The organism is Streptomyces sp. NPDC019443 (assembly GCF_044389785.1).
Classification (GTDB): domain Bacteria; phylum Actinomycetota; class Actinomycetes; order Streptomycetales; family Streptomycetaceae; genus Streptomyces.
Window position 1 is genome coordinate 79,674 of the sequence record NZ_JBIRYJ010000017.1, and the last position, 24,541, is coordinate 104,214.

The window sequence follows — 24,541 nt, forward strand, 5'->3', positions numbered from 1 at the left end:
CCGCGGCACCGAAATCGCACGATGAGAAAGACACAGAGGTCGTACAAGGGTGACGGATTCGTACCTGCCGCAGCACGGTGACAGCGGCTACCGGACGACGGAGTACGACCTGGAGCTGGACTACCGTCCGTACGCCGGCCGGCTCTCCGGCCGGGCCAGGATCAGCGCCGTCGCCGAACGCGAGCTGGCCGAGGTCGCCCTGGACCTCGGCCCGTTCCGTATCAACCGCGTACTCGTGGACGACGCCCGCCCGGCCCGGTACACGCACCGCGCCGACAAGCTGCGAGTACGGCCTGCCCGGCCGTTGCGCGCCGGGGCCGCCTTCACCGTCGAGGTGCGTTACACCGGCGTCCCGCGGCCCGTCCGCACCCGCGACTGGGGCGACCTCGGCTGGGAACAGCTGGAGGAGGGCGCGCTGGTGGCCTCCCAGCCGAGCGGTGCCCGCTCCTGGTTCCCCTGCAACGACCGCCCCAGCGACAAGGCCGCCTACCGGATCGCGGTGACCACGCCGTCCCCGTACACGGTGGTCGCCAACGGCACCCTCACCTCTCGTACGATCAGCGCCTCCACCACCACCTGGGTGTACGAGCACCCGGCGCCCATGGCCAGCTATCTCGCGACCGTCCAGATCGGCCCGTACGAGCTCATCGAGGTGAAGCACGCCGGGCAGGTGCCGCAGCCGGCCGCCGTGCCCCGGCGGCTGCTCAGCCGTTTCGAGCACGACTTCGCCCGGCAGCCGCAGATGATGACCGCCTTCACGGACCTCTTCGGCCCCTACCCCTTCGACGACTACGCGGTCGTGGTGGTGGACGAGGAACTGGACGTGCCTGTAGAGGCACAGAGTCTTTCGATCTTCGGTGCCAATCATGTGGACGGGCGGCGCGGCAGCGAACGCCTGGTCGCGCACGAGCTGGCCCACCAGTGGTTCGGCAACAGCCTGACCGTCGCGGACTGGCGGCACATATGGCTCAACGAGGGCTTCGCGAAGTACGCAGAGTGGCTCTGGTCCGAGGTGTCCGGCGGCCCCTCGGCTGCCACGCTGGCCGCCAAGTCCCGGGCAAAGCTGGCACTGATGCGCCAGGACATCCGCATCGGCGACCCGGGGCTGCGGCGGCTGTTCGACGACCGGCTCTACGAGCGGGGCGGGCTCACGCTGCACGCGCTGCGTACGGTGCTCGGGCACGCGGCGTTCGTGAGGCTGCTGCGGGAGTGGACCGCGAGCCACCGGCACGGGGTGGTGACCACGGAGGAGTTCATCGCGCTCGCGCAGCGGCACTCCTCGCACCCGCTCGACGGCCTGTTCACGATGTGGCTGTACGACGCGAAACTGCCGACTCTGCCGCAACCGCGCCACTGACGTCGGGGACTCTCAGCCTGCGGGCCGGCCGGAGCGCCAGTCGCGTACGACAGCGTCCACGTCGAAGGGCTGGAGCCCCAGCGGGGGACCGGGCGGAGGGCGGCGGACCGCCGCGGCGATCTTCTCGTTGACCTCGGCCAGGATTCGCCGTACTTCGGCCGCGGACGGCGCCCGCCGGGCGGCCTCCAGGGCGTCCTCTGCCTCCTTGCGGAGGGCGAGCGTGGGCGGCAGGCAGGAGAGGTGCTCGCGGTGCATCTTCTGCTTGACCCACCACAGGTCGTCGTATGTGCGATCAACGTCGGGCAGCGGCTTCCCGAACCCCGGCAGGTCCTTGAAGTCCCCACGCTCGGACGCCTCGCGGATCTGCTTGTCGACCCACGACTCGAAGCTGACGCCCGGCGGCTTGCGTTCGGTCACGACTCGTCCTCCCGCTCGACCCGCTGCTTTCACACCTCTGTCCCCAATCGTGGCATGTGTCGCACGTGGTGATGGTGGGGGAGAAAGGCCAAAAAGCCGGAAAGGCAGGAGCCCCGATCCATAAAGAACGGGGCTCCTTGGTACTGCTAAGTCGTTCGCGATCGCCGACCCGTGGCTGACTAGGCCGGGGTGACGTTCTCCGCCTGCGGGCCCTTCGGGCCCTGGGTGACGTCGAAGTTCACGACCTGGTTCTCCTCGAGGGAGCGGAAGCCGGTCGCGTTGATCGCGGAGTAGTGGACGAAGACATCCGGGCCGCCGCCGTCCTGGGCGATGAAGCCGAAGCCCTTTTCAGCGTTGAACCACTTGACGGTTCCGGTAGCCATAAGCCCTCCTTGGGCCAAAGGGTTGCCCTGCTCCAGAACCTGCAAGAAGTCTGAAAACTACAAAAGCCTGCGGGTTACATGCTCCGCAGGCTCTGTACTGCAAGGGAAACCAAACTGCAACTTGCGTTGAGCCTAGCACGCAGCGTGTGCGCAGCGGTAGAGGGAAAGATCACCTCACCCGGACGTTTGACGGGGCCTTGATCCGCTGACGATTGGCCCGCGAATCGCGGACGAATCGCAGCTCGGGACGGGTGTGTGTACGGGCGCGTGTACGGGTGCTTGTACGGGCGTGAGTACGGCCCCGGCGCCCCCGCCCGTAGGTCACAGGTCTAGCCTCGCGATGTGGACAGTCTTGGAGAAGGCACAGCAACCGACCACCGTCGCAGCCGGCCCCGCGTCGGTCACATCCAGTTCCTGAACTGTCTGCCCCTGTACTGGGGTCTGGCGCGTACCGGAACTCTCCTCGATCTCGAGCTGACGAAGGACACCCCGGAGAAGCTCAGCGAGCAGCTGGTGCGCGGCGCCCTCGACATCGCGCCGATCACCCTCGTCGAATTCCTGCGCAATGCCGATCAGCTCGTCGCCTTCCCCGACCTCGCGGTCGGCTGTGACGGGCCGGTCATGTCCTGCGTGATCGTGTCCCAGGTGCCGCTGGAGCAGCTCGACGGGGCGCGGGTGGCGCTCGGCTCCACGTCGCGTACGTCGGTACGGCTGGCCCAGCTGCTGCTGGCCGAGCAGTACAAGGTGACGCCCGACTACTACACGTGCCCGCCCGACCTCGGCCTGATGATGCAGGAGGCGGACGCGGCCGTACTGATCGGCGACGCCGCGCTGCGGGCCTCGCTGCACGACGCGCCGAAGCTCGGCCTCCAGGTCCACGACCTGGGGCTGATGTGGAAGGAGTGGACCGGGCTGCCGTTCGTCTTCGCGGTGTGGGCGGCGCGCAAGGACTATCTGGCGCGCGAGCCCGTCGTCGTACAGAAGGTGCACGAGGCCTTCCTCGCCTCGCGGGATGTCTCCCTGGAGGAGGTCACCAAGGTGGCCGAGCAGGCGGCGCGCTGGGAGACCTTCGACGCGGAACTCCTTGAGCGCTACTTCACGACTCTGGACTTCCGTTTCGGGGCCGAGCAGCTCGCGGGCGTACGGGAATTCGCGCGCCGGACCGGGCCGACGACCGGCTTCCCGGCTGATGTGACGGTGGAGCTGCTCGGCGGCCGGCAGTTGTGACGAGGCGGGTCGGGGTCAGGACTCGGGGATGGGAGCCTGCATGTGCTCGCTGATCCACTGGATGGTTCCGTCCTCCATGCCCTTCACATAGGTCTTGGCGTTGTGCTCGCCGTCCTGGATGACCTGGAGGCGGGTCTTGACCGGGCCCTTGCCGTAGTCGCGGATGAAGTCCTTGAGCTTGTTCACGCCGGACTCCTTGGTGCCGATCTGGAAGGCCAGATAGACGTCGTTGTCCTTGGTGTCGGGCTTGGCGGACAGGGCCTTGGCGAGCTTCTCCGGGTTGTTGGCCTGCCGCTGCGCCTCGTGGCCCGCCCACAGTGGTGAGTCCGGGACGGTGTCGGGACCGGAGGCGATCACGGCCTTGAACTTGTCCGAGTGCTGCAGCACGGACTTCAGGCCGACGAACGCACCGGAGGATGAGCCCATGAAGGCCCAGCCGTCCCGGGACTTGAACGTACGGAAGTTGGCTTTTACGAAGTCGGGGACGTCCTCGGTCATCCAGGTGCCCATCTTCGGCCGGCCCGGTATGTCGCTGCCGTCGTAGTAGTACTTGGCGTCCGGGTTCAGCACCGGCATGACCACGATGAACGGCAGGCTCTTGCCCTCCTGCGACCACTTGCTGATGCTGCTCTGCAGTTTGAGGTCGGTGCCCATCCAGTAGTTCTTGGGGTAGCCGTTGCCGCCGGGGAGGGCGATCAGCACGGGGAAACCGCTGTTCGCGTACTTGGGGTCGAAGTACTCCTTCGGGGCCCAGACCCACACCTTGCCCTGGAAGCCGGACTTCTTGCCGTCCAGCGTGGTGACGCCGATCTTGGTGCCGTCGTCGAGAGTGTTCTGGGTGGTGAACTCGGCCTTCGGGCCGGTCGGCATCAGTGTCTTCGCCGCGGCTTCCGCGGCCGCCTTGTCGGCGCTGCCGCCGGAGCCGCCGCCCGACTGCTCGGCGGCGGGGGCCTTCGCGGTGGGCCCGTCGAAGGAGACCGGGTCACCCTCGTCCGAGCAGCCGGCGACGAGCGCGACAGAGCCGAGGGCGACGGCGGCTATGAGGGCCTTGGGCAGGCGTTTCATTGGGGAACTCCGAGGGTTCTGGCACAGGCGGTTTTCGGACAAGCCGTGTGATTTACGACCAGAGAGATGACGGAACGCCCGGTTCGGTTCGCTCCGTGGCGGCGGGAATCCTCGTGATGCCGAACACGCCGGGCCTAGGCTGAAGCGCAGTAGGCGCGACGCGACGCGAGGCAGCGCAGGGCAACAGGCAATCGGGGGAGTGCAGATGCAGCCGCTGGATCCGGGCGAGCCGCAGAGCATCGGGGCGTACCGGCTGCTCGGCAGGCTGGGGGCGGGCGGGATGGGCCGCGTCTATCTCGGGCGCAGCGCCGGCGGCCGTACGGTCGCGGTGAAGGTGGTCCATCCGCATTTCGCGCTCGACGAGGAGTTCCGGGCGCGGTTCCGGCGCGAGGTGGAGGCGGCGCGGCGGGTCGGCGGGCAGTGGACGGCGCCGGTGCTGGACGCCGACCCGGAGGCGCCGGTGCCCTGGGTGGCGACCGGGTACGTGGCCGGTCCTGCCCTGTCCCAGGCGGTCGCCGACCACGGTCCGCTGCCCACGCACTCGGTACGGGTGCTGGGCGCCGGCCTCGCGGAGGCGCTGGCGGCCGTGCACGCTCTTGAACTGGTGCACCGGGATGTGAAGCCGTCCAATGTGCTGATGACCCTGGACGGGCCGCGGCTGATCGACTTCGGGATCGCCCGGGCCACCGACGGCACCGCCTCGCTCACCTCCACCGGGGTCTCGGTCGGCTCGCCCGGCTATATGTCGCCGGAGCAGATTCTCGGCAAGGGCGTCACGGGCGCGGCCGATGTCTTCTCGCTGGGCGCGGTGCTGGCGTACGCGGCGGTGGGCGCGGCGCCCTTCCCGGGCGACTCCTCGGCCGCGCTGCTCTACAAGGTGGTGCACGGGGAGCCCGAACTGGGTTCCCTGGAGGGCGACTTGCGCGAGCTGGTCGCAGACTGCCTCGCCAAGGACCCGGCCGCGCGGCCCGCGCCCGCCGACATCGCGAACCGGCTGGCCCCGGGTGGGGCGGCCGCGCTGGTCGGGGCGGGATGGCTGCCGGGCCCGCTGGTCGAGCAGGTCAGCCGGTCGGCGGTCAGACTGCTGGATCTGGAGCCGTCGCAGGCGGAGCCGGTGGGTTCGGGGCCGGTGGGTTCGGGGCCGGTTGCGTCGGACCCCGTTGCGTCGGGGCCGGTGGCGTTCAGCAGCGCCGCGGTCGGGGCGTTCGGGCCGCCGGTGGAGACGCCCAGGGACTCGTCGCTGCCGGGCCAACACAGCTCCAGCGGGCGGCTCTCCGTCTCGATGACGGCCGACTCCGTACCGACCGGGTCCGGTGAGCCGGGCGAGCGCCGGGGCCGGAAGGTGAGCTGCACGGTGGCCCTGGCGGTGGCGGGTGCGCTGGCGGCGGTGACGGTGGGCGGGGCGGTGCTGTCCGATCTGTTCTCGGGCGGGAACGACAACAGCGACAGTTCGGCGGCTGAGCCGGCGAAGACCAAGAGCCCGTCCGTGTCGGACAGCTTCATCGGCACCTGGAAGGGCCCCTTCCAGGTCGAGTTCGCCGGAAGCAAGATCAATGCGGGGACCTTCACGATCGTCATCGGCTCCGGAAAGACGGGCGCGAAGGTCGGCACGGTCAACCAGTTCGACGCCCTGGGGAGCTTCGCCTGCGAGGACAACCTCGTACTGCGCAGCGCGAGCAGGACGGAGCTGGTCGCCGAGGGCAAGTCCAGCGGCAAGGAAGGCAACACCTGCACGGCGGGCAGGCACACGGTGAAGCTGCGGCTCACCGAGGGCCGCCTGGAGTACACCTCCCAGGACCCACGGGCGGGCAACCCGCGTGCCCTGCTGGAAAAGTCGAGGTGATCGTCACCGTGGCGGGCAACGCACCGGCGCCGTGCCGACCGTGCCCGCAGGTTGCCACAACCCCTGGCGTAGGCTGGATCGGCCCGCAGATGCTCTGAACCACCGCCGAAAGGTGACACCCGGTGACCGAGAAGGCCGACCTTCAGTCCGCGCTGGACCGTGCTGCCGAGGGTGGGCGGATCACCCCGGAGGAGGCGCTCGAGCTGTACCGTTCCGCGCCGTTGCACGCGCTGGGCGCGGTGGCGGACGCCGTACGGCGGCGGCGTTACGCGGGTACGGAGCACATCGCGACGTACATCATCGAGCGCAACATCAACTACACCAACGTGTGTGTCACCGCCTGCAAGTTCTGTGCCTTCTACGCTCCGCCGAAGGACACCGGCAAGGGCTGGACGCGCGACCTCGACGACATCCTGCGGCGCTGCGCCGAGACGGTCGAGCTGGGCGGCACCCAGATCATGTTCCAGGGCGGGCACCACCCGGACTACGGCGTCGAGTACTACGAGAAGCACTTCTCGGCGATCAAGACGGCGTACCCGGAGCTCGTGATCCACTCCCTCGGTGCCTCCGAGGTCGAGCACATGGCCCGTATCTCCAAGGTGTCGGTCGAGGAGGCGATCTCCCGGATCCACGCCGCCGGCCTCGACTCCTTCGCGGGCGCCGGCGCCGAGCTGCTGCCCGAGCGGCCGCGCAAGGCGATCGCGCCGCTCAAGGAGTCCGGCGAGCGGTGGCTGGAGATCATGGAGGCCGCGCACCGGCTGGGCGTCGAGTCGACGTCGACCATGCTGATGGGCACCGGCGAGACCAACGCCGAACGGATCGAGCACCTGCGGATGATCCGCGACGTGCAGGACCGGACGGGCGGCTTCCGGGCCTTCATCCCGTACACCTACCAGCCCGAGAACAACCACCTCAAGGGCCGTACGCAGGCGACGCTCTTCGAGTACTTGCGCATGATCGCGATCGCGCGCCTCTTCCTCGACAACGTCGCCCACATCCAGGGCTCGTGGCTGACCACGGGCAAGGAGGTCGGCCAGCTGTCGCTGCACTACGGCGCGGACGACCTGGGTTCGATCATGCTCGAGGAGAACGTCGTCTCCTCGGCGGGCGCGAAGCACCGGTCGAACCGGCTGGAGATCATCGACCTGATCCGTAAGTCGGGCCGGGTGCCCGCGCAGCGGACGACGACGTACGAACACATCGTCGTGCACGACGATCCGGCGGACGACCCGGTCGACGAGCGCGTCGCCTCGCACATCTCGTCCACGGCGATCGAGGGTGGTACGGCCCACCCCGAGCTGAAGCTGCTCGCCTCCAACTAAGAGCGGTACGAGGCCGAGTTGCAGACCATCCATGTGGCGGACGACGTCTTTGCGGGCGGCCGCCGGGGGGTCCACGCGGTTGCCGTGGACGCCGGTTTGATCATCGCGATGGGCACGTACGAGGAGATGGCTGCCGCCCGCCCGCAGGCGCGGGTGCGGCGCTGGCCCGGGCTGCTGACCCCCGGGCTGCGGCACCCGCAGGCCGCCGCGCTGCTCGAGGCGGCCTACCACCCCGATCCGCGCGAGGCCGGCCGGCTCGGCACCGAGCCGCTGACCGGCGAGGCGCTGGCGGCGCTGGAGATGGACGAGGCTCGCTGGGGCGCGAGCGCGCGGCGCGGGTTGCAGCGGTTGCTGCGGCACGGGGTGACCGCGGTCTGCGGCCCGTTCACCCGGCCCGCGGTGCGGACAGCGGTGGCACGGTCGGGGCTGTATGTACGCGAACCGATGGGTGGTGCAGAGCGCGAGGCGCTCACGCTCGACCCGTTCAAGGGCTACCCGCTGAACGTCCTGCTCGACCGGAGCCTCACGGTCGGCGGGCCCGCCGACTTCGCGGTCTTCGACGTACCGGTCGACGAAGTACCGATCGACGATGTCCTGGCCGACGACGTCCCGGCGCGGATGCTGCGGCTGCACGGCGCGGGGACCTGCGTCGCGACCGTACTCGGTGGACGTCTGGTGTACCGACGCGCGTAGGGTAACCCCGCCCAAGTGACGGGAGAGGCCTGTGGTTTACATGGTGCGGATGGTGTCAGCAGCCACCGTCGTGGTGCTCGCCGCGGCCGGCACGGCCCACGCGGCGGCCACGGCGGCAGTCGCGGCTGACCCGCCGCCCACCCGCGCCGACATCGCCGCCGACGCCCTGCGCAAGATCCGCGAGCGGCTCGGTGCGTCCAAGGTGCCGATCTATGTCGTGGTCACGCCGAACAGCCACGACCACACCGACCCGTACGAAGGCGACCCGGAGATCCTGCTCGCCTTCGTGTACGACCGGCTGCGGCGCGACGGCGTGTACGTGGTCGCGGACGAGGACGGTGACGACCTGGTCGCCCAGGAGTACGGAGTCGAGCGGGACGCGGAGACGGCCACGCTGCTCGGCGAGTATGGCGACCCGCTCCGCGTCTCGCTGCCCCGCTTCGTGGATGTCCTCGCCTCCGGCACGGCCGAGGAGCGGTACGAGAAGGAGAACGGCTGGGGCGACGGAGATGAGGACGGGGCCCAGGACCGGAAGGGGAGCATGTCCTGGTGGACCGCGCTCGGCCTGTTCGGCGTGATCATCGTGGCCGGCCTCGGGCTCTTCGCGTACGCCATCAGGAGGTCGCAGAGAGACGGCGGGAGCCGGCCCCGGTTCCGGTGAGCCCTGCCGGGCGGCGTGATGTTTCAACGTGCTGCTTGAATGGGGTGCGTGACCCGAGCAACTCTGGACAAGCAGCCGCACGAAGTCGCCTCGATGTTCGACGACGTGGCGGCGAACTACGACCTCACCAACGATGTGCTCTCGCTCGGTCAGGACCGGCGGTGGCGCAAGGAGGTCGCGAAGGCGGTGGACGCCCGCCCGGCGCAGAAGGTCCTGGACCTGGCCGCGGGCACGGGCACGTCCTCGCTTCCGTTCACCGCGACCGGCGCATACGTAATCCCCTGTGACTTCTCCCTCGGCATGCTGCGCGAGGGCAAGAAGCGCAACCCGTGGCTGCCGCTCACCGCGGGCAACGCGACGAAGCTGCCGTTCCGCGACGGTGTCTTCGACGCCGTGACGATCTCGTTCGGGCTGCGCAATGTGCAGGACACGGACGCGGCGCTGCGCGAGCTGTACCGGGTGACGAAGCCGGGCGGGCGGGTCGTGATCTGCGAGTTCTCGCAGCCGACCTGGGCGCCGTTCCGTACGGTCTACACCGAGTATCTGATGCGGGCGCTGCCGCCGGTGGCGCGGGCGGTTTCGTCGAACCCGGACGCGTACGTCTATCTCGCCGAGTCGATCCGTGCCTGGCCCGACCAGGCGGGGCTGGCGCAGCGGCTCCAGCAGGCAGGCTGGTCCAAGGTCGCGTGGCGGAATCTGTCCGGCGGGATCGTGGCGCTGCACCGCGGCACCAAGCCGCAGTAACCCGCGCCGTCATGGACTACCAGGCGGTCCTGGAACGGATCGCGGCAGACATCGCACCGCAGATCGGCAGCGGCAGGCCCGCCGAGTACATCCCGGCACTCGCCGCCGTCGACCCGCGCCGTTTCGGCATGGCCATCGCGGACGTGGACGGCAAGGTGTACGGAGTGGGGGACTGGCAGCGCCCCTTCTCCACCCAGTCGATCACCAAGGTCTTCTCCCTCGCGCTGGCCATGACCCACGGCGACGCCGGCCTCTGGGAGCGCGTCGGCCGTGAGCCGTCCGGCAACCCCTTCAACTCGCTGGTGCAACTGGAGTACGAGAACGGGATTCCGCGCAATCCCTTCATCAACGCGGGCGCGCTCGTCGTCACCGACATCCTGCAGACCCTGACCGGCGACGCGAGCAGCGAACTGCTGGAATTCCTGCGGCAGGAGAGCGGCAACCCGCACCTGGCCTTCGACCCGGATGTCGCCGAGTCGGAGGCCGCGTACGGCGACCGCAATGCCGCCCTGGCCCACTTCATGGCCTCGTACGGCAATATCGTCAACCCCGTACCGACTCTCCTCGACCACTACTTCTGGCAGTGCTCGATCGAGATGAGCTGCGCCGATCTGACCCTGGCGGCCCGCTTCCTGGCCCGCCACGGGCTGCGCGCCGACGACTCCCGCCTGCTGACCCGCAGCGAGGCCAAGCAGATGAACGCCGTGATGCTCACCTGCGGTACATACGACGCGGCCGGCGACTTCGCCTACCGGGTCGGACTGCCGGGCAAGAGCGGCGTGGGCGGCGGGATCGTCGCTGTGGTGCCGGGGCGCTGCACCTTGTGCGTCTGGAGCCCGGGCCTGGACGCGCGCGGCAACTCGGTGGCGGGGGTGGCGGCGTTGGACCGCTTCACGACGCTGACCGGGCTTTCGGTGTTCTAGCCCGAGACTGCTGCCGTGAACAGCCGTCAGCGGCCGCGAACTGCCTTGAATGTGGCGTGAATTGGCCCAACCCAGCCGGATGTTGACGGGAACCGGCGGGCGGGGAAGATGAGTCAGTTGTTTACGACGTTCTCATCTCCCCGCCCGTCCCCACTTGTCACCTCGGAGTCTCCCCATGGCGTCGTTCTGCCCGCACTGCGGCAATCCATCTCCGGATGAGGCTCGCTTCTGCATGAAGTGCGGACGGGAGAGGTTGCCGGAGGCTTCGGCCCCGCCCGCGATGCCTCCGGCTCCACCTGCTTTTGCGGTTGGGCAGCCCGCCCAGCCCGCCCAGCCTTCCCCCGTCGGGGCGTTCTTCGGACGGGTGTTCCGCGGCGACTGGCTGGCAGCCGCGAAGGCCGCGGCCTGGCCGGCCGGACTGCTGCTGGCGCTGGCGGTGGTGCTCGCCATTCCGTCGTACGGCCAGGACGACGAGGTCGTCGTCGGCTGGAGCGACCGGCTGCGGATCGCGCTCGCGATGCTGCTGCAAGGGTTCGGCGGCGGCTTCGAGGTGAAGGCGGCGGGCGGCTCGTCACCGTTCGGCTCGGGCTCGGGCTCAGGCTCGGATTCGGGCTCAGGCTCCGGCTCCTCGGGCGGGATCTTCGGCGGCGGCGGAGGGTACCCCGACACCTCGGGCGCGGGCCCCTCGGACTATGGCGACTCGGGCATCGACGCGATGGGCGCGGCCTCGCTCTCCGTGGTGCCGCTGACGGTGACGCTGTTGTGGATCGGCGCGCTGTACGTGGGTGCACGGATGCTGCGTACGCGAGGGGCCGGGCTGGAAGCCGCCGTACGGCTCTCGCTGCTGGTCACCGGTGTGGTCCTCGTGCTCGGCCTGTTCGCGCAGCCCGAGATCGCGGGCGTGGCGGTCTCCTCGTCCCCGCTGCTCGCGGCGCTCGGCGCCCTGGCGATCTCGCTCGCGGTGACCTGCGGGGTGCTGCAGCGCGACGACCTCGCGGCGTGGCTGGCGCAGCGGCCCGCGGCACGCTCGACGGTACGTGCGCTGGGGACGGCGGTGCGCGCGCTCGGCGCCGTGCTGGCGCTCTGCTCGCTGGTCGGCTTTGTCGCGTATGCCAACGCCGACGACGTGGACGGCACGGCCATGCTGGTCGCGCTGGCGATCCTGCCCAACATCGGCTTCGCGGTGCTCGGGCTGAGCTGGGGCGTGCCGGTGGAGTACGACGTCCAGGGCCAGTTCAGCGCGATCGGCTCCAGCACGGAGCACGGCAGTTTCGGACTCCCGGAGATCAACGATGTGTGGGGCGGCGGGGCGGTCGCCGGGGCGCTCGCCCTCGGTGCGGTCTGCGCGCTCACGCTCGGCGTGTGGGCGGCTCGCCGCTCGGCGGACCGTCGCGAGCAGCTGCTGGCCGGCGGCTTCTCGCTGGGGCTCGTCCTGCTGTTCACGGGCGTCAGCGGAGTCTCGGCCGACTTTGCGGGCGGCCTCGCGGACTTTGGCGGTCAGGGCACCTCGGAGTTCGCGCCGAGCGTTCCGGACGCGCTGCTGTTCGGGCTGCTGTGGGTGGGGGCGGCGACGTTCCTGGGCCCGTATGTGCTGCGGATGGTGGGGCAGCAAGCGGCAGTTCTGCCGGTTCTGCCGGTTCCGCCAGTTCCGGCGGTTCCGGCGCATGGCCCGCTGGCGACCCCGGTGACTCCGGCGGCCCCCGCCACGCCTCCTGCCACGGCTCCCGCCACACCTCCTGCCGCTCCCTATGTGGCTGACCCCCACACCGTGCACCTCGCCGCCGCGCCGGGGGTTGCCCACGATCCAGCCGCCACGGCAGCCGCGGCCGAGCGCAAGCGCAAGGTCCTTGTCTGGACGGCCACCCTCACCGCCGCGTTCGTCATCGGCGGCGGCGCGACAGCCGGGGCGCTGCTCCTGAAGAAGAACGACGACGAGTCGGACCAGGCGCAGAACAAGCCACCCGCCGCCTCGCAGTCGCCCACCCCCAAGCAGGACCCGCCGGCGTCCGCCTCACCATCCGCCTCGCCTTCCGACTCAGCTCCCGTGTCCCCCGCCGCCACCCCGTCCACCAACCCCGCCCAGTCCCAATCCCCGGGCGGCGCCGCGCTCCCCGCCGGCTTTGTAGTGAAGCGGGACCCCGCCGGGTTCACCGTCGGGGTGATGGACGGCTGGAAGCGCCGGCAGGCGGGCAGCCAGATCTTCTACGAGGCCCCGACGGGTGGTTCGTACATCCAGATCGGGATCGTCAAGAACACCCCCATGTCCTCGTACGAGAACTTCCTCGGCCTGGAGAAGAAGCACCTGGAGACCCCCGAGACCGACTACCAGCGCAGCCGGCTGGCGCAGAACACCTACCAGGGACGGCCGGGCGCGCTCTGGGAGTTCACCCACATCCCCGAACCGGACCAGGGCGGCCTGCGGCGGCACGTCATCGACCAGGCGTTCGTGGCCGCGGACGGCACGGAGTACGCCATCCTCGCCGCGGGCCGCGCCGACCTCTGGGACGCGAACAGGGACGTGGTGTTCTCCACCGCGATCAACACGTTCAAGGCGAACTGAGTTGCAGCCGGAAGCAGTACCCCTTCTGCTGGGACACCGGCGTCGTGAACGTCTCGGCCAGCTCCATCCCCAGCCGCCGGATCACCGCGATCGAGCGCTCGTTGCGGGCGTTCACCATCGCCACGACCCGCTCGACGCCCACCGCCCGCACCCGCTCCAGCGTGGTGCGGGCGGCGGCCGTCGCGTACCCCTTGCCCCACGCGGACCGCGCCAGCCGCCAGCCGATCTCGATCTCGCCGACCGGGCCGAAGCCCTCGTGCGGCCAGGGCTGTGCGCCGGTGAAGCCGATGACCTCGCCGTCCTCGTCGAGCATGGTCCAGAAGCAGAAGCCGCGCTCGGCGTCGTGTCTGCGCTGGCGGGCGGTCAGCTCCTCGTAGACCGAAAGCTCGGCCGACGTCCCGCCGTGGAACTCCATGACGTCCGGATCGTTGAAGATCCTGTGCCAGGCCAGGGCGTCCTCGTCGGTGGGCACGCGCAGCTGTACGGCGGGGAGCGGCCTGCTCATAGGGGGGAACCCTTCAGTTTGTGGATCAGTACGCCCCCATAGACTGCACACGTCCTGTGCCATTCGGTACGCAATATCGAGTCTTCGGGAGAACCCGCCGTGACCGAGCCCCTCTCCGAACACACCGCCGATGTGATCGTCGTCGGGGCAGGCCCGGCCGGCTCCACAACCGCGTACTACCTCGCCAAGGCCGGACTCGACGTCCTGCTCCTCGAGAAGACCGCCTTCCCGCGCGAGAAGGTGTGCGGCGACGGCCTTACGCCCCGCGCGACCAAGCAGCTGGTCGCGATGGGTATCGACATCTCCGAGGAAGCCGGCTGGCTGCGGAACAAGGGCCTGCGGATCATCGGCGGCGGGGTGCGCCTGCAGCTCGACTGGCCGGATCTCGCCTCGTACCCGGACTACGGACTCGTCCGCAAGCGCGACGACTTCGACGAGCAGCTGGCCCGGCAGGCGCAGAAGGCGGGCGCGCGGTTGTACGAGCGGTGCAATGTCGGGGCTCCGATCATCGACGACCGCACCGGCCGTATCACCGGCGTGAACGCCAAGGTGGGTGAGGAGAAGACCCCGGTCACCTTCCACGCGCCGCTCGTCGTCGCCGCCGACGGCAACTCCTCGCGGATCTCCCTCGCCATGGGGCTGCACCGGCGTGAGGACCGGCCGATGGGCGTGGCCGTACGGACGTACTTCACCTCGCCCCGCCACGACGACGACTACCTGGAGTCCTGGCTGGAGCTGTGGGACCGCCGCGGCCCGGGCGAGGACCGGCTGCTGCCCGGCTACGGCTGGATCTTCGGCATGGGCGACGGCACCTCCAACGTCGGCCTCGGCGTACTCAACACCTCCGCCTCCTTCAAGGAGCTGGACTGGCGCGAGGTGCTCAAGGCCTGGTGCGCCTCGATGCCGGAGGACTGGGGGTACACCGAGGAGAACATGACGATGCCGATCCGCGGCGCCGCGCTCCCGATGGCCTTCAACCGCCAGCCGCACTACACCAAGGGCCTGCTGCTGGTCGGCGACGCGGGAGGGCTGGTCAACCCGTTCAACGGTGAGGGCATCGCGTACGCCATGGAGTCCGGGCAGATCGCCGCCGATGTGATCGTGCAGGCGCACGCCCGGCAGACCCCGGCGCAGCGGGAGCTGGCGCTGCACCGCTACCCGAAGGTCCTCAAGGACACATACGGCGGCTACTACACCCTCGGCCGGGCGTTCGTGAAGCTCATCGGCAACCCGAAGGTCATGAAGATCGCGACGCAGCGCGGTCTGACCCACCCGCTGCTGATGAAGTTCACGCTGAAGATGCTGGCGAACCTGACCGACCCGACGGGCGGCGACGCGATGGACCGGATCATCAACGGCCTCTCGAAGGTGGCCCCGAAGGCCTGATACGGGCCCACTGCCCACCCCGAGTGAGCAATCCGCGCCGATATGTAACCGAAATGGGCAGGCCGGTGAACGGACGAAGGGCCGCGGCTCCACCCCCGAGCGGGGGAGCCGCGGCCCTTCGTGGTGTGCGTGCCGTCAGAGAACCCGGACCGCACCGCTCGCCGGGTAGCCCGACAGGTCCTGGATGACGACGCCCTTGCCGGGGTTGGCGGCGTCGAGGTACTTGCCGTCGCCGATGTAGACACCGGTGTGGTACGCGGAACCGGCGCCGCCCCAGTAGAGGATGTCGCCGACCTGGAGGTTGGAGGTGCCCACCTGGGTGCCGGCCACCGACTGGTCCTGCGAGACGCGCGGGAGGTCGACGCCGACCGTCCGGAAAGCGGCCTGGACGAGGCTGGAGCAGTCCCAGGAGTTGGGGCCGGAGGCGCCCATGACGTAGGCGTCGCCGAGCTGTGCCTTGAGGAAGGCGACAACGGTCGCTGCGGAGCCCGTGGCGTTCGAGGTGGGGGCGGAGAGCGTGGTGCGCTCGGAGGAGCGGGAGGCGCGCTCCTTGGCCTCGGCCTCGGCGCGCTTCTTCGCCTCGGCCTTCTTCTTGGCCTCGGCCTTGCGCTCGGCCTCGGCGTGGGCCAGCTTGGCGGACTTCGCGGCCTTGGCGGCGGCGGCGTCCTCCTGGGCCTGCAACTCGAGGTCGAGGGCGACCTGCTGAGTGGCCTCGGCGGACTGCGAGACGGCGGCGGAGAGGGCGCCGGAGGTGAGCGTCGGCATTTCGATGGTCTCGGTCACCGGCTCGGCGTTCGCCGGCCCGGCAGCTCCGGCCACTGCCATGGTGCTGAGGACGCCACCGGCAACTCCGGCCCGGAGCGCGAGTTTCGATGCGCTGCGGCGGGGCTTCCGGTGGCTGGGTATGTGAGCGGTGTGGGACATGAGTACAACCGCTATCAGGGGCGCGCGGTTCCCTTCAAGAAACGTGTGTTGCGCCACAGTTACGACCGGAATCTCTGAATCCGCTCCACCTGGACCCTTATTGACGCCGTAACGGGCAATACGGGCATGCGTGATCACGGCTTTGATCAAGGGCTTTCCGTAAAAGGTCCGAATTGCCTGGCGCCTACCACCCCTTCACACCGTTGGCCAAGCCCGCTTTTGTTGAAGTCACAAGCGCGTGGCGCAGGTCACAGAAAGGTCAACGTCCGGGTGGCCGGAGGTTCGTGAATGCGGGCACGTTGTCCACTTCGGTCCGCCCGTGCCCCCACCCGGGTGGGGCGGCGTCCACTATCACCCGTTGAGGTCCATCGCCAATTTGCCCGAACGGGCCACTGCTTGGTAGAGCGCACAGCCTCCGACCAGCGGTAACACCGTCGGATGTCACGTCTGGTGACCACTCGGGCGCTTCGCGTATGTAGATCACCGCTCATCCGACTTCATGATCGTTCGACGGGTGGTGGAGATCACAAAGGCGTTGTCGCACCCCGTGTCGCAGATCACAGACCGGCAGGCATAGGATGCGGAGCAGTCGGGCTTGTGAACTGCCTCACATGTGCACGATCTTCGCTGAGGCGGCGAGGCGGATGCCCGGCGCGGTCCAACGGTCAAGGACGACTGGAAGGAGCGAGGAGGGTGAATGCTTACGCGCCCATCCTTGTGCTCGGCGCCCTCGGGGCAGGGTTTGCGATCTTCTCCGTGGTCATGGCCACGCTTATCGGCCCCAAACGGTACAACCGGGCAAAAATGGAGGCGTACGAGTGCGGCATCGAGCCGACTCCGACGCCGGCCGGAGGCGGCCGCTTTCCCATCAAGTACTACCTGACGGCGATGCTCTTCATCGTCTTCGACATCGAGATCGTCTTCCTCTACCCCTGGGCGGTCACCTTCGACGCCCTGGGGCTTTTCGGGCTCGTGGAGATGCTGCTCTTCGTGCTCACCGTCTTCGTCGCCTACGCGTATGTATGGCGGCGGGGCGGCCTGGAATGGGACTGAGGGGCTGAGGAGCACACCAATGGGAATCGAAGAGAAGCTGCCGAGCGGTTTCCTGCTGACCACCGTCGAACAGGCCTCGGGCTGGGTGCGCAAGTCATCCGTCTTCCCGGCGACCTTCGGCCTTGCCTGCTGCGCCATCGAGATGATGACGACCGGCGCCGGCCGTTACGACCTGGCCCGCTTCGGCATGGAGGTCTTCCGCGGCTCGCCGCGCCAGGCCGACCTGATGATCGTGGCGGGGCGGGTCAGTCAGAAGATGGCGCCCGTCCTGCGGCAGGTCTACGACCAGATGCCCAACCCCAAGTGGGTTATTTCCATGGGTGTTTGCGCATCATCGGGCGGAATGTTCAACAATTACGCGATTGTGCAGGGCGTTGACCACATTGTTCCTGTTGACATCTATTTGCCAGGCTGCCCGCCGCGTCCGGAGATGCTGATGGACGCGATCCTCAAGCTTCACCAGAAGATCCAGACCTCCAAGCTCGGCGTGAACGCGGAGGAGGCGGCCCGCGAGGCGGAGGAAGCGGCCCTCAAGGCGCTCCCCACCATTGAGATGAAGGGGCTGCTCCGGTGAGCGAGACCAGTGAGCCGAACCCCGACAAGGAAGTCGGCGCGCAGAACCTGCCCGGCCAGCGTGGTGAGCACGGCGAGGAGATCCGCGTCCAGCGCGGCATGTTCGGTGCGAACAACGGCGGCGACACCTCCGGCTACGGCGGGCTCATCCGCTCCGTACGCCTCCCGGGGCCCGCGAGCCGCCCCTACGGCGGGTACTTCGACGAGGTGGCCGACGAGCTGGAAGGCGCGCTGGAAGAACAGGGACTCGTCCCCGAGAACGCCATCGAGAAGACGGTCGTCGACCGCGGCGAGGTCACCTTCCACATCGCCCGCGAGCACCTCCTGAAAGTGGCGCGCACCCTGCGCGACGACCCGGCGCTCCGCTTCGAGCTCTGTACGGGCGTCAGCGGTGTCCACTTCCCCGAGGACAAGGGCCGCGAGCTGCACGCCGTCTACCACCTGCGCTCGATCACCCACGGCCGGCTGATCCGCCTCGAGGTCTCCGCACCGGACAGCGATCCGCACGTCCCGTCGCTGGTCGCGGTCTACCCGACCAACGACTGGCACGAGCGCGAGACGTACGACTTCTTCGGGCTCGTCTTCGACGGCCACCCCGCCCTGACGCGGATCATGATGCCGGACGACTGGCAGGGCTTCCCGCAGCGCAAGGACTATCCGCTCGGCGGCATCGCCGTCGAGTACAAGGGCGCTCAGATCCCGGCTCCGGACCAGCGGAGGTCGTACAGCTGATGTCTACTTCTCACGCTTCTGCCCGCGAGACCACCGAGGGAACTGTCTATACAGTCACCGGCGGCGACTGGGACGAGGTCGTCCAGTCCGCGGCCAAGGCCGACGACGAGCGGATCGTCGTCAACATGGGCCCGCAGCATCCCTCCACACACGGTGTGCTCCGGCTGATCCTGGAGATCGACGGAGAGACGGTCACCGAGGCCCGCTGCGGCATCGGCTACCTCCACACCGGCATCGAGAAGAACCTCGAATTCCGGACCTGGACGCAGGGCACGACCTTCGTCACGCGCATGGACTACCTCACCTCGTTCTACAACGAGACGGCGTACTGCCTGGGCGTGGAGAAGCTGCTCGGCATCACCGACCAGATCCCGGACCGGGCCACCATCATCCGCGTCCTGCTGATGGAGCTCAACCGCCTCTCGTCCCACCTGGTGGCCATCGCCACCGGCGGTATGGAGCTCGGCGCCACCACGATCATGATCTACGGGTTCCGGGACCGCGAAATGATCCTGGACCTGTACGAACTGATCACCGGCCTGCGGATGAACCACGCGTTCATCCGGCCCGGAGGACTCGCCCAGGACCTGCCGCCCGGCGCGGTCGACGCCATGCGCGAGTTCGTCAAGAAGATGACCAAGAACCTGCCGGAGTACGACAAGCTCGCCACCGGCAACCCCATCTTCAAGGCCCGCATGCAGGACGTCGGCTACCTCGATCTGACCGGCTGCATGGCACTGGGCGCCACCGGGCCGATCCTGCGCGCCGCGGGCCTCGCCCACGATCTGCGCAAGACCGACCCCTACTGCGGTTACGAGACGTACGAGTTCGACGTCCCGACCGCCGACAGCTGCGACGCGTACGGCCGCTTCCTCGTCCGCCTGGAGGAGATGCGGCAGTCGCTGCGCATCGTCGAGCAGTGCCTGGACCGGCTCGAGCCGGGACCGGTCATGGTCGCCGACAAGAAGATCGCCTGGCCCGCGCAGCTCGCGCTCGGCCCCGACGGTCTCGGCAACTCCCTCGATCACATCAAGAAGATCATGGGCACCTCGATGGAGGCCCTGATCCACCACTTCAAGCTGGTGACCGAGGGGTTCCGGGTGCCGCCCGGACAGGCGTACGCGGCCGTCGAGTCGCCCAAGGGCGAGCTCGGCGTCCATGTCGTCTCCGACGGCGGCACCCGCCCCTACCGGGTCCACTTCCGCGACCCGTCCTTCACCAATCTGCAGGCCATGGCGGCGATGTGCGAGGGCGGCCAGGTCGCCGACGTCATCGTCGCCGTCGCGTCCATCGACCCCGTGATGGGAGGCGTCGACCGGTGACAGCCACACCAGCTAATCAAGAGGTGAGCCTGGGCATGCCCCAGCTCCCCGCCCCCGACTACCCGGCCGATGTGCGCGCCCGGCTCGAAGCGGACGCGAGGGAACTCATCGCCCGCTACCCCGACAGCCGGTCCGCCCTGCTGCCGCTGCTGCACCTCGTGCAGTCCGAGGAGGGGTACGTCACCCGCACCGGCGTCCGCTTCTGCGCCGAGATGCTGGACCTGACCACCGCGGAGGTCACCGCGGTCTCCACCTTCTACACGATGTACCGGCGGGTGCCCTCCGGCGACTACCAGGTCGGTGTCTGCACCAACACGCTCTGCGCGGTGATGGGCGGCGACGCCATCTTCGACGAGCTCAAGCAGCACCTCGGCGTCGGCAACAGCGAGACGACCGAGGACGGCAAGGTCACCCTCGAGCACATCGAGTGCAACGCGGCCTGCGACTTCGCCCCCGTGGTGATGGTCAACTGGGAGTTCTTCGACAACCAGACACCCGAGACCGCCAAGCGCCTCGTCGACGATCTGCGCGCGGGACGGCCCGTCGAGCCGACCCGCGGCGCTCCACTGTGTACGTACAAGGAGACCGCGCGGATCCTCGCGGGCTTCCCCGACGAGCGCCCGGGCGCGGTCGGGGCGAGCGGCGGCGCGGGACCCGCCTCGCTGATCGGCCTGCGCCTGGCCAAGGGCGAGAGTCCGGCGGCGCGAGTGGTCTCCCCGCGCGGCGAGGCAGCGCACGACGCACCGCCCCAGCCCGGTTCCGAGCACCTCAGCTCGCACGACGCACCGCAGCAGACCTCGGCCTCCGACCCTGACCACCCGGCCGGACCCGCAGCCGAGGAGGGGGAGTGATGACCTTGTCCACCGAGTTTGGGGGCACCGCCGGACCGGAGGCCGGGGGAGAGACGAGTCCCGAGAAGCTTCTCGTGCCCGTCCTCTCCGCCTTCTGGGACGAGGCGGAGTCCTGGACGCTGGACACCTACCGGCGGCACGAGGGGTACGAGGGGCTGCGCAAGGCGCTGGCCATGTCGCCGGACGACCTCATCGCGTACGTCAAGGACTCCGGACTGCGCGGCCGCGGCGGCGCGGGCTTCCCCACCGGGATGAAGTGGCAGTTCATTCCGCAGGGCGACGGCAAGCCGCACTACCTCGTTGTCAACGCCGACGAATCGGAGCCCGGGACCTGCAAGGACATCCCGCTCCTGTTCGCCAACCCGCACTCCCTCATCGAGGGAATCGTGATCGCCTGCTACGCGATCCGGTCGAATCACGCGTTCATCTATCTGCGCGGTGAAGTCGTCCCCGTACTGCGGCGGCTGCACGAAGCCGTACGCGAGGCATACGAGGCGGGCTTCCTCGGCAAGGACATCCTGGGGTCCGGACTCGACCTCGAAGTCACCGTGCACGCGGGCGCGGGCGCGTACATCTGCGGTGAGGAGACCGCGCTGCTGGACTCCCTGGAAGGACGTCGCGGTCAGCCCCGGCTGCGTCCCCCCTTCCCCGCGGTCGCCGGTCTGTACGCGTGTCCCACTGTGGTGAACAACGTCGAGTCCATCGCGTCCGTTCCCGCGATCCTTCATCGAGGCAAGGACTGGTTCAAGTCGATGGGCAGCGAGAAGTCCCCGGGCTTCACGCTGTACTCGCTCAGCGGCCATGTCACCAACCCCGGCCAGTACGAGGCCCCGCTCGGCATCACACTGCGCCAGCTGCTCGACATGAGCGGCGGCATGCGCAAGGGCCACAGCCTCAAGTTCTGGACTCCGGGCGGCTCCTCGACCCCGATGTTCACCGACGAGCACCTCGATGTGCCGCTGGACTACGAGGGCGTGGGCGCCGCCGGTTCGATGCTCGGCACCAAGGCGCTGCAGTGCTTCGACGAGACGACCTGCGTGGTGCGGGCCGTGACGCGGTGGACCGAGTTCTACGCCCATGAGTCCTGCGGCAAGTGCACGCCGTGCCGCGAAGGCACGTACTGGCTGGTGCAGTTGCTGCGCGACATCGAGGCCGGCAAGGGCGTCATGTCCGACCTCGACAAGCTGAACGACATCGCCGACAACATCAACGGCAAGTCCTTCTGCGCACTGGGCGACGGAGCCGCGTCCCCGATCTTCTCCTCGCTCAAGTACTTCCGCGAGGAGTACGAGCAGCACATCACCGGCAAGGGCTGCCCCTTCGACCCCGCGAGGTCGACCGCCTGGGCCGACAAGCACCTGGAGGTGACCGCATGACTGAGGCGTATGCGCCGAGCCCCGGCCGCGGCTTCGCCGCCCACCGTCCTGCGGGCGAAGCACCGCAGTCCGACTCACCTCGTGCGGAGGTACGGGCATGACCGTCACGACGTCCAACCCCGCCGGAGGCGGCAACGCGGCCGTTCCGCCGGAAGATCTCGTGTCGCTGACGATCGACGGCATCGAGATCAGCGTGCCCAAGGGCACTCTGGTCATCCGGGCCGCCGAAATGCTCGGCATCGAGATCCCGCGGTTCTGCGACCACCCCCTCCTCGACCCGGCCGGCGCCTGCCGCCAGTGCATCGTCGAGGTCGAGGGCCAGCGCAAGCCGATGGCGTCCTGCACCATCACCTGCACCGACGGCATGGTCGTCAAGTCGCAGCTCACCTCGCCGGTCGCCGAGAAGGCCCAGCGCGGTGTGATGGAGCTGCTCCTCATCAACCACCCGCTGGACTGCCCGGTCTGCGACAAGGGCGGCGAGTGCCCCCTGCAGAACCAGGCGATGCAGGTCGGCGACCCGGACACCCGCTTCGAGGGCAAGAAGCGGACGTTCGAGAAGCCCGTCCCGATCTCCACACAGGTGCTGCTCGACCGCGAGCGGTGCGTGCTGTGCGCCCGGTGCACCCGGTTCTCCAACCAGGTCGCGGGCGACCCGATGATCGAGCTGCTCGAGCGCGGTGCGCTCCAGCAGGTCGGCACCGGAGAGGGCGACCCGTTCGAGTCGTACTTCTCCGGGAACACCATCCAGATCTGCCCGGTGGGCGCGCTGACGTCGGCCGCGTACCGCTTCCGCTCCCGCCCCTTCGACCTGGTGTCGTCGCCTTCGGTGTGCGAGCACTGCGCGGGCGGCTGCGCGACGCGTACGGACCACCGGCGCGGCAAGGTCATGCGGCGGCTCGCGGCCGAGGACCCCGAGGTCAACGAGGAGTGGATGTGCGACAAGGGGCGCTTCGGCTTCCGCTACGCGCAGAAGCCGGACCGGCTCACGACTCCTCTTGTACGCAACGAGCAGGGTGAACTGGAGCCGGCGAGCTGGCCGGAGGCGCTGGAGGCGGCGGCCCGCGGACTGAGCGCGGCCCGCGGCCGGGCCGGTGTCCTGGTGGGCGGCCGGCTGACCGTCGAGGACTCGTACGCGTACGCCAAGTTCGCCCGAGTCGCCCTGGACACCAACGACGTCGACTTCCGCGCACGCGTGCACAGCAGCGAGGAGGCCGACTTCCTGGCCGCCCGCGTCGCGGGGCGCGGCCGGGACCTGGACGGCAGCGGGGTCACCTACACCTCCCTGGAGAAGGCCCCGGCGGTCCTGCTGGTCGGGATCGAGTCCGAGGAGGAGGCCCCCGGTGTCTTCCTGCGGCTGCGCAAGGCCAACCGCAAGCACGGGCAGCGCACCTTCGCGCTGGCCACGCACGCCACCCGCGGCTTGACGAAGGCGGGCGGCACACTGCTCCCCGCCGCCCCCGGCACCGAGACCGAGTGGCTGGACGCGTTGAGCGGCGGCGCGGGCCTGGACGGCGACGGCGCGAAGGCGGCCGAGGCGCTGCGCTCCGACGGCGCGGTGATCGTCGTCGGCGAGCGGCTCGCTGCCGTGCCCGGCGGACCGACCGCCGCGGTACGGGCCGCGACCGCGACCGGCGCGCAGCTGGTGTGGATCCCGCGCAGGGCGGGCGAGCGCGGCGCGCTCGAGGCGGGCGCGATCCCCTCGCTGCTGCCCGGCGGCCGCCCGGCCACCGACCCGCGGGCCCGCGAGGAGACCGCGGTGGCCTGGCGCGTACGCGAACTCCCGCTCCGTTACGGCCGCGACACCGGCCAGATCGTCGAGGCCGCGGCCACCGGCGAACTGGGCGCGCTGCTGGTGGCGGGCGTCGAGGTCGCGGACCTGCCCGATCCGCAGCGCGCACGTGAGGCACTCGACGCGGTCGGCTTCCTGGTCTCCCTGGAGCTGCGGCCCAGCGAGGTCACCGAGCGGGCGGACGTGGTCTTCCCGGTCGCGGCCGTCGCCGAGAAGCCGGGCACGTTCCTCAACTGGGAGGGCAGGGCGAGGCTGTTCGAGGCCGCGCTGAAGCCCGAGCACATGACGCGCCGCCTGGCGCCGGCCGATGCGCGGGTGCTGCACATGCTGGCGGACGCGCTCGACGTCAGCTTCGGGCTGCCGGACCTCAAGTCCGTACGCAACGAGCTGGACCGGCTGGGCACGTGGGACGGACCGCGGGCCACCGAGCCCAATGAGTCCGCACAGTCCCTGCCCCGCCCGGGCGAGGGCGAGGCGGTCCTCGCCGGCCACCGGCTGCTGCTCGACCAGGGCCTGCTTCAGCAGGGCGACGAGGCGCTGGCGGGCACCCGCCACGCGGCGGTCGCCCGGCTCTCCGCGGCGACGGCGGCCGAGACGGGTGTGAAGGACGGCGACGTCCTCGCCGTCACCGGCCCCGCCGGCTCGGTCAGGTTCCCGCTCCAGGTGAGCGAGATGCCCGACCGGGTGGTGTGGCTCCCGCTGAACTCGGCCGGCGGCGGCGTCACTTCGGACACCGGTGCGATCCCCGGGCAGCTGGTCCGCATCGGCCCGGCGGCGGCAGAGACCGCCACCCCTGACGTACCGGAGGTGCGAGCGTGAACCCGACCCTCGCAAA

The 24,541-nt window shown here is 69.6% G+C and carries 22 protein-coding genes and 1 pseudogene; 18 read left to right on the plus strand and 5 right to left on the minus strand.

What is annotated here, in order from left to right:
* The first annotated feature begins 49 nt into the window (after positions 1–49).
* On the plus strand, positions 50–1,357 hold the full coding sequence (locus ACH492_RS33940) for a M1 family metallopeptidase (RefSeq protein ID WP_398992331.1): 1,308 nt from the start codon (positions 50–52) through the stop codon (positions 1,355–1,357).
* Positions 1,358–1,369: 12 nt separating this feature from the next.
* On the opposite strand, the gene ACH492_RS33945 is transcribed toward ACH492_RS33940, so the two are convergent.
* Both ACH492_RS33945 and ACH492_RS33950 read right to left on the minus strand, forming a co-directional pair.
* Entirely contained in the window at positions 1,370–1,774 is a 405-nt protein-coding gene (locus ACH492_RS33945; RefSeq protein ID WP_398992333.1) for a DUF1992 domain-containing protein, read from the minus strand.
* A gap of 179 nt (positions 1,775–1,953) precedes the next feature.
* Positions 1,954–2,157: a cold-shock protein gene (locus ACH492_RS33950; protein WP_017948713.1), complete on the minus strand. Its 204-nt coding sequence runs from the start codon at positions 2,155–2,157 to the stop codon at positions 1,954–1,956.
* Between the two features lie 342 nt (positions 2,158–2,499).
* Here ACH492_RS33950 and ACH492_RS33955 point away from each other — a divergent pair, with 342 nt between their 5' ends.
* Entirely contained in the window at positions 2,500–3,384 is an 885-nt protein-coding gene (locus tag ACH492_RS33955; protein WP_307661773.1) for a menaquinone biosynthetic enzyme MqnA/MqnD family protein, read from the plus strand.
* Between the two features lie 15 nt (positions 3,385–3,399).
* On the opposite strand, the gene ACH492_RS33960 is transcribed toward ACH492_RS33955, so the two are convergent.
* On the minus strand, positions 3,400–4,449 hold the full coding sequence (locus tag ACH492_RS33960) for an alpha/beta hydrolase (RefSeq protein ID WP_398992336.1): 1,050 nt from the start codon (positions 4,447–4,449) through the stop codon (positions 3,400–3,402).
* 205 nt (positions 4,450–4,654) lie between these two features.
* Here ACH492_RS33960 and ACH492_RS33965 point away from each other — a divergent pair, with 205 nt between their 5' ends.
* The 8 genes and pseudogenes from ACH492_RS33965 to ACH492_RS34000 all read left to right on the plus strand — a co-directional run bounded on the left by ACH492_RS33965 (position 4,655) and on the right by ACH492_RS34000 (position 13,195).
* Positions 4,655–6,292 (plus strand): serine/threonine-protein kinase, encoded by a 1,638-nt coding sequence (locus ACH492_RS33965; protein WP_398992338.1) that lies wholly within the window; start codon positions 4,655–4,657, stop codon positions 6,290–6,292.
* Positions 6,293–6,414: 122 nt separating this feature from the next.
* A complete protein-coding gene (gene mqnC / locus ACH492_RS33970) occupies positions 6,415–7,614 on the plus strand; it encodes a cyclic dehypoxanthinyl futalosine synthase (protein WP_398992340.1) in 1,200 nt (399 codons plus the stop codon).
* Between the two features lie 18 nt (positions 7,615–7,632).
* Entirely contained in the window at positions 7,633–8,307 is a 675-nt protein-coding gene (locus ACH492_RS33975; RefSeq protein ID WP_398992341.1) for a hypothetical protein, read from the plus strand.
* 49 nt (positions 8,308–8,356) lie between these two features.
* Entirely contained in the window at positions 8,357–8,968 is a 612-nt protein-coding gene (locus tag ACH492_RS33980) for a hypothetical protein (protein WP_398992343.1), read from the plus strand.
* A gap of 48 nt (positions 8,969–9,016) precedes the next feature.
* Positions 9,017–9,712, plus strand: a complete 696-nt coding sequence (locus ACH492_RS33985) for a demethylmenaquinone methyltransferase (RefSeq protein ID WP_398992345.1) — start codon at positions 9,017–9,019, stop codon at positions 9,710–9,712.
* Between the two features lie 11 nt (positions 9,713–9,723).
* Positions 9,724–10,635, plus strand: a complete 912-nt coding sequence (locus ACH492_RS33990; RefSeq protein ID WP_398992347.1) for a glutaminase — start codon at positions 9,724–9,726, stop codon at positions 10,633–10,635.
* A 175-nt stretch (positions 10,636–10,810) separates the two neighbouring features.
* Positions 10,811–10,879 (plus strand): annotated as a pseudogene (locus ACH492_RS33995) (zinc-ribbon domain-containing protein); the annotation flags it as partial.
* Positions 10,880–10,999: 120 nt separating this feature from the next.
* Entirely contained in the window at positions 11,000–13,195 is a 2,196-nt protein-coding gene (locus tag ACH492_RS34000) for a hypothetical protein (protein WP_398992423.1), read from the plus strand.
* Here the strand turns inward: ACH492_RS34000 and ACH492_RS34005 are convergent.
* Entirely contained in the window at positions 13,182–13,700 is a 519-nt protein-coding gene (locus ACH492_RS34005; protein WP_398992349.1) for a GNAT family N-acetyltransferase, read from the minus strand. The genes ACH492_RS34000 and ACH492_RS34005 overlap by 14 nt on opposite strands.
* Positions 13,701–13,799: 99 nt before the next feature.
* Here ACH492_RS34005 and ACH492_RS34010 point away from each other — a divergent pair, with 99 nt between their 5' ends.
* Positions 13,800–15,086, plus strand: coding sequence for a geranylgeranyl reductase family protein (locus ACH492_RS34010; protein WP_307661764.1), 1,287 nt, complete (start codon positions 13,800–13,802; stop codon positions 15,084–15,086).
* Positions 15,087–15,221: 135 nt separating this feature from the next.
* Here ACH492_RS34010 and ACH492_RS34015 read toward each other — a convergent pair whose 3' ends face one another.
* On the minus strand, positions 15,222–16,010 hold the full coding sequence (locus ACH492_RS34015; protein WP_398992352.1) for a C40 family peptidase: 789 nt from the start codon (positions 16,008–16,010) through the stop codon (positions 15,222–15,224).
* Positions 16,011–16,703: 693 nt separating this feature from the next.
* Here ACH492_RS34015 and ACH492_RS34020 point away from each other — a divergent pair.
* From ACH492_RS34020 to ACH492_RS34050, 7 genes are all read left to right on the plus strand, one after another.
* On the plus strand, positions 16,704–17,063 hold the full coding sequence (locus ACH492_RS34020) for an NADH-quinone oxidoreductase subunit A (RefSeq protein ID WP_307661762.1): 360 nt from the start codon (positions 16,704–16,706) through the stop codon (positions 17,061–17,063).
* Positions 17,064–17,082: 19 nt separating this feature from the next.
* Positions 17,083–17,637 (plus strand): NADH-quinone oxidoreductase subunit B family protein, encoded by a 555-nt coding sequence (locus ACH492_RS34025; RefSeq protein WP_266533888.1) that lies wholly within the window; start codon positions 17,083–17,085, stop codon positions 17,635–17,637.
* On the plus strand, positions 17,634–18,368 hold the full coding sequence (locus ACH492_RS34030; protein ID WP_307661761.1) for an NADH-quinone oxidoreductase subunit C: 735 nt from the start codon (positions 17,634–17,636) through the stop codon (positions 18,366–18,368). Before ACH492_RS34025 ends, ACH492_RS34030 begins: the two co-directional genes overlap by 4 nt.
* Complete coding sequence (locus ACH492_RS34035; RefSeq protein ID WP_398992356.1) at positions 18,368–19,690, plus strand: NADH-quinone oxidoreductase subunit D; 1,323 nt, start codon at positions 18,368–18,370, stop codon at positions 19,688–19,690. The genes ACH492_RS34030 and ACH492_RS34035 overlap by 1 nt, the downstream gene beginning before the upstream one ends.
* A gap of 35 nt (positions 19,691–19,725) precedes the next feature.
* A complete protein-coding gene (nuoE, locus tag ACH492_RS34040; protein ID WP_398992358.1) occupies positions 19,726–20,541 on the plus strand; it encodes an NADH-quinone oxidoreductase subunit NuoE in 816 nt (271 codons plus the stop codon).
* Entirely contained in the window at positions 20,541–21,917 is a 1,377-nt protein-coding gene (gene nuoF, locus ACH492_RS34045) for an NADH-quinone oxidoreductase subunit NuoF (RefSeq protein ID WP_398992360.1), read from the plus strand. Before nuoE ends, nuoF begins: the two co-directional genes overlap by 1 nt.
* A 97-nt stretch (positions 21,918–22,014) precedes the next feature.
* Complete coding sequence (locus ACH492_RS34050; RefSeq protein ID WP_398992362.1) at positions 22,015–24,525, plus strand: NADH-quinone oxidoreductase subunit G; 2,511 nt, start codon at positions 22,015–22,017, stop codon at positions 24,523–24,525.
* The last annotated feature ends 16 nt before the right edge of the window (positions 24,526–24,541 follow it).